Here is an 8,111-nt window from a genome sequence, read left to right as displayed (position 1 = left end):
GCAAAATAGAGTTCTACCCGCTCCGCCACGTCGGGCAGATCCAGGATGCTGTCGACATCATGATCGCGGCAGTAGTCGATCAGGGTCATCATCAACTGGTAATTGGAGATCCGGAAGCTGCGGAAGCGCCCTAGTCCGGTACGCGGGTCCATCAGGAAGTTCAGGAGCGTCCAGCCCGTCGGCTTGAGGATATCGTCGATGCCGTAATCAGCGGAGTCGGCCTTGTCGACCGCCGTCATCATGACCTGCGGCACCTTGGGAAAGCGTTCGAGCCCGCCGAAATGATCGTAGACGACCCGTGCCGCCGACGGGGCCTTGGGGTCGATGATGTGATTGGGCTGCTGCCCGCCGACGCGCTCGGCCTCGCTCAGATGATGGTCGAAGGCGAGATGGACGCCGGGCACGAAGGGAAGGTTGGTCGTGATGTCGTTCGGGCCGACCTCGACAAGGCCGTCCTGCATGTCCTTGGGATGGACGAAGGTGATCGTGTCGATCAGGTCGAGTTCGCGCATCAGGACGGCGCATGCCAAGCCGTCGAAATCGCTTCTGGTGACCAACCGGTATTTCTGTCCGCCCATCTCGTCCCCGCTACCACGCCGACCCGCCAACAAGAGGTAACACTTATGGCGGAGAAGCGATAGCAGGGTCAAGGGTAGCGGATCGACCCCGGTGCCGCACGGCAGGGTGCGGCACCGGGGTCCCCATACGGGTCAATGAGCCAGGATCTGGCTCAGGAACAGCTTGGTCCGCTCCGACTGCGGATTGTTGAAGAACTCCAGCGGTTCGTTCTGCTCGACGATCTCGCCCCGGTCCATGAAGATCACCCGGTTGGCGACCGTCCGGGCGAAGCCCATTTCGTGCGTGACGCAGATCATGGTCATGCCCTCGTTGGCGAGGCCGATCATGACGTCGAGCACTTCCTTGATCATCTCGGGGTCGAGCGCCGAGGTCGGCTCGTCGAACAGCATGACCTTGGGGCTCATGCACAGCGAGCGGGCGATCGCCACGCGCTGCTGCTGTCCGCCGGAAAGCTGGCCGGGATACTTGTTGGCCTGATCGGGAATGCGCACCCGCTTCAGGTACTTCATCGCGATCTCTTCCGCCTGGGCCTTGGGCATCTTGCGGACCCAGATCGGCGCCAGGGTGCAGTTTTCCAGGACGGTCAGGTGCGGGAACAGGTTGAAGTGCTGGAACACCATGCCGACGTCGCGGCGGACGGCGTCGATGTTCTTCAGGTTGTTGGTCAGTTCGACGCCATCGACCACGATCTTGCCGCGCTGGTGTTCTTCCAGGCGGTTGATGCAGCGGATCAGGGTGGACTTGCCGGAACCCGATGGGCCGCAGATGACGATCCGCTCGCCGCGCGCTACCGACAGGTTGATGCCCTTCAGGACGTGGAACTCGCCGTACCATTTATGGACGTCGCTGAGTTCGATCGCGACCTCGTCGCCCGGCCGGGGCGCCACGGTGCGGTTCGTGTCACTCATAGATGGTCTCCCCATTCATGGATGGATGCCGGGTCATCGCTTGTGACCGCGGTGGAGTTGAACCTCAAGCCACTGGCTGTACTTCGACATGAAGAAGCAGAAGATGAAGTAGATGAACGCCACGAACAGGTACGACTCCTTGTAGAAGCCGCGCCATGCCGGATCGGTCAGAGCCGCCTTCGACGCGCTCATCAGGTCGAACAGGCCGATGATGATCACCAGCGACGTGTCTTTGAAGAAGCCGATGAAGGTGTTGACCAGCGGCGGGATCGTGATCGACAGCGCCTGCGGCAGGATGATCTTGCCGGTCTTCTGCCAGTAGCTGAGGCCGAGACTGTCGGCCGCTTCGTACTGCCCCTTCGGGATCGCCTGGAGCCCGCCCCGGATCACTTCGGCCAGATAGGCCGACGCGAACAGGATCAGGCCGATCTGGGCGCGCAGGAGCTTGTCGATGGTGACGCCGGTCGGCAGGAACAGCGGGAACATGACCGATGCCATGAACAGCACCGTGATCAGCGGCACGCCCCGGATCAGTTCGATATAGGTCACGCACAGCGACTTGACGATCGGCAGGTCCGACCGCCGGCCCAGGGCCAACATGATCGACAGCGGAAAGGCCACCACAAGGCCGACGACCGACAGGATCAGCGTCAGCGGCAGGCCGCCCCACAGGGTATTCGGGACGAACGGCAGGCCCAGGACGCCGCCCCACATCAGGGTCGCCACCACGATGCCGCCGACTGCCCAGACGCCCAGCAGCCAGGGCCGCCAGAAGTTGCGGTTACAGCTCAACCCGAGCAGGCCGATGATCAGCAGGACGACCAGGATCGGGCGCCACTGCTCCTCGTAGGGATAGAGGCCGAACAGGATCAGCCGGTACTTCTCATGAATGAAGGCCCAGCAGGCGCCGCCGGACGCCCGGCAGGTCTGGTTGGTCACCCCTTCGCCCGGCAGCACGCTGTTGAAGACCAGCCAGTCCAGCAACGGCGGGATCACCTTATACGCCAGCCACAGGATCAGGATCGTCAGGATCGAGTTGAACCAGTTGTTGAACAGGTTCGCCCTGACCCAGCCGAGCGGCCCCAGCGCCAGCGCCGGCGGCTTGACCGTGTCGGCCGGAGAAGGACTGTCGGGCACGGAGGCATGGCCTTGAATGGAGAGGTTGTCTGCCATCGTCAGCGCTCCACCAGGGCTATGTGCTTGTTGTACCAGTTCATGAACAGCGAGATGCCGAGGCTGATGGTCAGGTAGACCGTCATCATGATCGCCACCGCCTCGATCGCCTGTCCCGTCTGGTTCAGGGTGGTGTTGGCGACGCTGACGAGGTCGGGATAGCCGATGGCGACCGCGAGCGAGCTGTTCTTGGTCAGGTTGAGATACTGGCTGGTGGTCGGCGGCACGATGATCCGCAACGCCTGGGGCAGCACGACCAGCCGGAGGATCGTACCCCTGTGCAGGCCGAGCGCGGATGCCGCCTCCGTCTGGCCCCAATTGACCGCCCGGATGCCGCTGCGCACGATCTCCGCGATGAAGCTGGAAGTATAGACCGTCAGTCCCACCAGCAGGGCCGCGAATTCCGGGCTGATATTGGAACCGCCCCGGAAGTTGAAGCCCTGAAGCTCCGGCACGTCGAGCGCCGTGGGGGCGCCTCCGGCGAGCCATGTCAGCAGCGGCACCGCGATCAGCACTCCGATCGAGGCGAGCGCGGTCGGGAACTGCTGGCCGGTAGCCTCCTGCCGCTTCCGAGCCCAGCGCGCCAGGAACCAGACGCCGGCGACCGCCACCAGGATGGACAATCCGACCCACATCCAGATCGGGTCGTCGGCAAGCGCCGGGACCTTCATGCCCCGGTTGCTGAGGAACACGCCGGGTATCGGGTTCAACGCCTGCCGGGGATTGGGCAGGCTCTCGCCGATCACCGCGTACCAGAAGAAGAGCTGGAGCAGCACCGGGATGTTGCGGATGATCTCGACGAAGGCCGATGCCAGCTTGGCGACCAGGAAGTTGCTGGAAAGGCGGGCGATGCCGATGATGGTGCCCAGAATGGTGGCAAGCACGATGCCCAGCACCGCGACCTTGATCGTATTGAGGAACCCGACCAGCAAAGCATGGCTGTAGCTGTTGGCAGGCGAATAGGCGATCAGGGACTCCCCGATCGCAAAACTGGCCTCGCGGTCGAGGAACGAGAAACCCGTCGCGATGTTCTGCCGCGCCAGATTCTCGAGCACGTTGGTTACCAGATACCAGCCGAGCAGCGCCACGCCGCCGAGCACCAGTATCTGGAAGAAGACCGCTCGGGCGTTCGGATCGTTGATCAGGGAACGGCGCGGCGCCTGGGGAGCCGGGTTCCCGAGATTTCTGGAGATTGCCAACGATCACTCCTTTCCCGGTTGAAACGAAGGCCCGGCCATCCTGGCGGACGGCCGGGATCTGGATCGGAAGCGGCAATCTTCCGGCATTGCGTTCTCGCCAGCCGGAAAATCGACGCTCCCCCGGCTTCAGCGGACCGGCGGAGCGTACATCAGGCCGCCATTGGTCCACAGCCCGTTCAGGCCGCGCTCCAGCTTCAGCGGGGTCTTGACGCCGACGTTACGGTCGAAGATCTCGCCGTAGTTGCCGACCGTCTTGATGACGTTGTAGGCCCACTTCTCGCTCAGGCCGAGCGCCTGGCCCATGCCGGGCGTGGTGCCCAGAAGACGCTGGACGTTCGGGTCCTGGCTCTTCGTCTGATCGTCCACGTTGGCGGACGTGATGCCGCGCTCCTCGGCTTCCATCGTCGCGTAGATCACCCACTTGACGATGTCGAAGAACTCGTCGTCGCCATGGCGCACGGCCGGGCCGAGCGGCTCCTTGGAGATCAGTTCGGGCAGGATGACGTAGTCGTCGGGATTCGGCGCCAGGGTGGAACGGATCGACGCCATGCCGGAAGCGTCCGTCGTGTAGACGTCGCAACGGCCGGCGAAGAAGGCGGCGTTAACTTCGTCGAAGGACTCGATGACGACCGGCTGGAAGGTCATGCCCTTGCTGCGGAAATAGTCGGCAAGGTTCAATTCGGTCGTCGTGCCGGACTGGACGCAGACGGTGGCGCCGTTCAGCTCCGTAGCGTGGGAGACGCCGAGCGACTTCGGCACCATGAAGCCCTGGCCGTCATAGAAGGTGGTCGGCACGAAGTTGAGACCCAGCGAGGTGTCGCGGGTCAGCGACCATGTCGTGTTGCGCGACAGGATGTCGATCTCGCCCGACTGAAGTGCCGTGAAACGTTGCTGGGCGGAAAGCGGCGTGAAGCGGACGGCCTTGGCGTCGCCGAAGATCGCCGCACCGACGGCGCGGCAGAAATCGACATCCAGGCCTTGCCAGTTGCCCTGGCTGTCGGGGTTGGAGAAGCCGGGCAGGCCGGGATTGACGCCGCACTGGACGAAACCCTTCTGCTTCACCGCGGTCAGGGTCGGCCCCGCGACAGCTGCACTGGCCCCAAGAGCGATTGCGACTGCGGTCCCCATCGCGGCGAGAATTTTCGTTTTCATTCGGTCCTACCCTGTTTCTTAATTCGAAGTTCGAGCATGTGAGCAACTGTTCGCATACCCCACGAAGTTCTAGCAATGTTTGAGCCAGTTGGAATAGCGTTTGATTGTGGCTGCCCCCACAAAAGTGCATGACCCCAATCGCACCACCGCGTTTACAGGCTGCGCATCGCTCCTTCAATCGATCGAGTATGAGCTAAAACCGGCCCATCTGTCCCATTCGTTTTGCCCATTCGTTTTTGAAGGGGGGTTGGCCGGAGCCTTCCGGAATGCCAGACTGCCGCTTCACTCCCGAAAGCATATCCGATTTTCGATCGCGAGAGCTTCGCTAAAACGCCTCTTTTCTCAGCAGAAGCCATGAAAAAAGCCAAGCCAGACACGATTCTTACCCACGCCGGCAACAATCCCCGCGCCAACCATGGCATCGTCAACCCACCGGTCTACCATGCCTCCACGGTGCTGTTCCCAACGGTGGAATCCCTGGAAGACGCCGGCCATGCCTTCGACGGCGTGCGCTACGGGCGGATAGGGACGCCGACCTCGCAGGCATTCGAAGCCGCCGTCGCGGAGCTGGAAGGCGCATACAAGGCCGTCACGGTGCCGTCCGGTCTGGCCGCGATCACGACAGCGCTGCTCGCCTTCGTTTCGGCCGGCGACCACATCCTGGTAAGCGACAGCGTCTACGGTCCAAACCGCCTGTTCTGTTCCGACATGCTGAAGCGGATGGGCGTCGAAACGGAGTTCTACGATCCGCTGATCGGCGCCGGCATCGGCCGGCTGATGCGCCCGAACACGCGGGTCGTCTTCGTCGAATCCCCGGGGTCGCTGACCTTCGAGATCCAGGACGTCCCCGCCATCGCGGCGGCGGCGAAGGACGCCGGCGCGGTCGTCATGATCGACAATACCTGGGCGACGCCGCTTTTCTTCCGGCCGTTCGACCACGGCGTCGACCTGTCGATCCATGCCGCTACCAAGTACATGGTCGGCCATTCCGACGCGATGCTGGGCGTCGTCACCGCCCGCACGCCGGACCTGTGGCACCGGCTGAAGCGCTATGCCGTGCAGTTGGGCACCTGCGCCGGCCCGGACGACATCTATCTTGGCCTGCGCGGACTGCGGACCATGGGCACCCGCCTCCGGCAGCATCAGGCAACCGGGATCGAACTGGCCCGGTGGCTCCAGAACCGTCCGGAGGTCGCGCGCGTCATTCACCCTGCCCTCCCCGACGATCCCGGCCATGCGCTGTGGCGCCGCGATTTCCTGGGCGCCAGCGGTCTGTTCGCAATGGAGCTGAAGCCGGTATCCAAGCAGGCCATATCGGCCTTCCTGAACGGCATGGAGCTGTTCGGCATGGGCTATAGCTGGGGCGGCTACGAGAGCCTGATCCTGCCGGCCAATCCGGAAAAGCTGCGCACCGCGTCCACCTGGAAAAGCCAGGGTCCGATGATCCGGCTTCACGCTGGATTGGAGGACGTCGGCGACCTGATCTCCGATCTCGATCGCGGACTGACCAGACTGGGAGAGGCGGCATGACCGCGACGACGCATGACGAACTGCTGGCCCTCGTCAGCTTCAATGCCGACGGACTGGTGCCGGCGATAGCGCAGCAGCACGATACCGGCGAAGTGCTGATGATGGCCTGGATGAATCGGGATGCCATCGCCGAAACGCTGGGCACCGGCAGGGTTTGCTATTACTCCCGGTCCCGCGCGGGGCTGTGGCGAAAGGGCGAGACCTCGGGGCAGGTCCAGCACCTAAAGGAACTGCGCGTCGATTGCGACGGCGATACCCTGCTGCTGCTGGTCGACCAGGAGGGCGTGGCCTGCCATACCGGACGGCGCAGCTGCTTCTATCGCGCCGTCAGGGATGGCGGCGTCACTACCATCCTGGATGTCGAAACTCCACCCGAACGGCTCTACGGACCTAGAGATCCGCAGTAAGTCAAAATGTTTCGAGTGAGATTTTTAAGGCTTTGGAAAGGGTAATCTTCGTGGGCTTTTCCAAAAAATTTTGGAAGTCTCCTTTCCTTTGATCTAGATCAACGTAGCCCCCCAGGGTGTGAGATAGAAACACTCTTGTCTCTAACCCTCCCTGTAATCGCCTTTGAGCCAGGGGTTCTTCAAGAACCTCTGGCTTTTTTTATTTCGCGCCCAACGCTCATGATTGGTCGCGCACAAGTAAATTGCAGCCAAAAAAGAGGTGACAGGCTAGCTGTCACCCTGAGGCGAATGCGCGATGAGTAGAGGATGCGAACCAACCTCGTCCTCGATGCACTCATCGGGGATCCGGTCATAACCCGGTCGCATGGTTAATTTATCTGGACCGGGCGGTTCCCGACACTGCGCACGCGGGACATCACAGGTTTGTCACATTCTCCCATCGGCTTTCAGCGCGACCGACGGAGGTAGCGCAGCAGCGCACTGATCAAAGCGATCGGAACGACGACGACGGCCCCGACCAGAATATAGGGCAACGCCCAGTCCGCCACTCCCTTGAACAGGCCTCCTACTGCAAGCACCGTGTCCCAGGTATCGTTCAGTATCCCCATGGGATTGATATCGAAGAACGATATGGCCAACCCGACGATCAGTGAGAGTACGAGAATTCTGATGATCCAACTCATCGGGCCGAAACGCTCCATCTATTCCAGGTTCCATCATGCACCGTGACGGTGAACCGCTGTCAGATCGGTATCCGGGTACGAGAAAAAAACCACCGACCTGCGGAATAGTTGATGCAGCCAGACTGTTTTAAAGGAGTAGCACTGCGGAAGTGATGGATAAGCCGGGTTTCACGGCAATAGGAGACGGCATGGTGGTGGAACACGAGCATTGGGCTGTCGCAAACCTGCTTATCGGCCGCTACGGTCGTCAAGCCGTCAGTCAGGCCGAGGCGCGCGCGGAAGATGCCGATGCGAATGGCGACCGCGAGGGCCGGGAGATCTGGCAAAGCGTCAAGGGAGCGCTGAGCCGACATCACGGCTGCCTGGGCCGGTACGAATAGCCGCCAATTTCCAGCTGGACATCCAGCCTTGAACTTATGCATCGATCTCGCAAATTAGGCTGATTTACCCGAATTATTTGTAGCTGATGCCGGCAAAATT

General features: G+C 62.0%; 8 protein-coding genes and 1 pseudogene. 3 read left to right on the top strand and 6 right to left on the bottom strand.

Annotation, left to right across the window (positions count from 1 at the left end):
- From AC5JJ6_RS31410 to AC5JJ6_RS31390, 5 genes and pseudogenes are all read right to left on the bottom strand, one after another.
- Positions 1-578, bottom strand: a pseudogene (locus AC5JJ6_RS31410) (exopolyphosphatase); the annotation flags it as partial.
- A 132-nt stretch (positions 579-710) separates the two neighbouring features.
- Entirely contained in the window at positions 711-1,487 is a 777-nt protein-coding gene (locus tag AC5JJ6_RS31405) for an amino acid ABC transporter ATP-binding protein (protein ID WP_044426226.1), read from the bottom strand.
- A gap of 33 nt (positions 1,488-1,520) precedes the next feature.
- Positions 1,521-2,660, bottom strand: coding sequence for an amino acid ABC transporter permease (locus AC5JJ6_RS31400; protein ID WP_496045817.1), 1,140 nt, complete (start codon positions 2,658-2,660; stop codon positions 1,521-1,523).
- A 2-nt stretch (positions 2,661-2,662) separates the two neighbouring features.
- Positions 2,663-3,853: an amino acid ABC transporter permease gene (locus AC5JJ6_RS31395; RefSeq protein ID WP_496045818.1), complete on the bottom strand. Its 1,191-nt coding sequence runs from the start codon at positions 3,851-3,853 to the stop codon at positions 2,663-2,665.
- A gap of 132 nt (positions 3,854-3,985) precedes the next feature.
- Entirely contained in the window at positions 3,986-5,011 is a 1,026-nt protein-coding gene (locus tag AC5JJ6_RS31390) for an amino acid ABC transporter substrate-binding protein (RefSeq protein WP_496045816.1), read from the bottom strand.
- Positions 5,012-5,365: 354 nt separating this feature from the next.
- Here AC5JJ6_RS31390 and metC point away from each other — a divergent pair, with 354 nt between their 5' ends.
- Together metC and hisI are read left to right on the top strand one after the other, a co-directional pair.
- Positions 5,366-6,541, top strand: a complete 1,176-nt coding sequence (gene metC / locus AC5JJ6_RS31385) for a cystathionine beta-lyase (protein WP_496045815.1) — start codon at positions 5,366-5,368, stop codon at positions 6,539-6,541.
- Positions 6,538-6,948 carry a phosphoribosyl-AMP cyclohydrolase gene (gene hisI, locus AC5JJ6_RS31380; protein ID WP_496045814.1) on the top strand — a complete coding sequence of 137 codons (411 nt, stop codon included), beginning with the start codon at positions 6,538-6,540 and terminating at the stop codon, positions 6,946-6,948. The genes metC and hisI overlap by 4 nt, the downstream gene beginning before the upstream one ends.
- Positions 6,949-7,394: 446 nt before the next feature.
- Here the strand turns inward: hisI and AC5JJ6_RS31375 are convergent, their stop codons facing one another.
- Positions 7,395-7,649: a DUF6460 domain-containing protein gene (locus AC5JJ6_RS31375; protein WP_496045813.1), complete on the bottom strand. Its 255-nt coding sequence runs from the start codon at positions 7,647-7,649 to the stop codon at positions 7,395-7,397.
- Positions 7,650-7,819: 170 nt separating this feature from the next.
- Between AC5JJ6_RS31375 and AC5JJ6_RS31370 the strand changes: the two genes are divergently transcribed.
- Positions 7,820-8,011, top strand: coding sequence for a hypothetical protein (locus AC5JJ6_RS31370; RefSeq protein WP_496045812.1), 192 nt, complete (start codon positions 7,820-7,822; stop codon positions 8,009-8,011).
- Positions 8,012-8,111: the final 100 nt, after the last annotated feature.

The organism is Skermanella sp. (assembly GCF_059503625.1).
The sequence above is the reverse complement of the archived record's forward strand: the minus strand, read 5'-3'. Positions and strand labels throughout refer to the sequence as shown.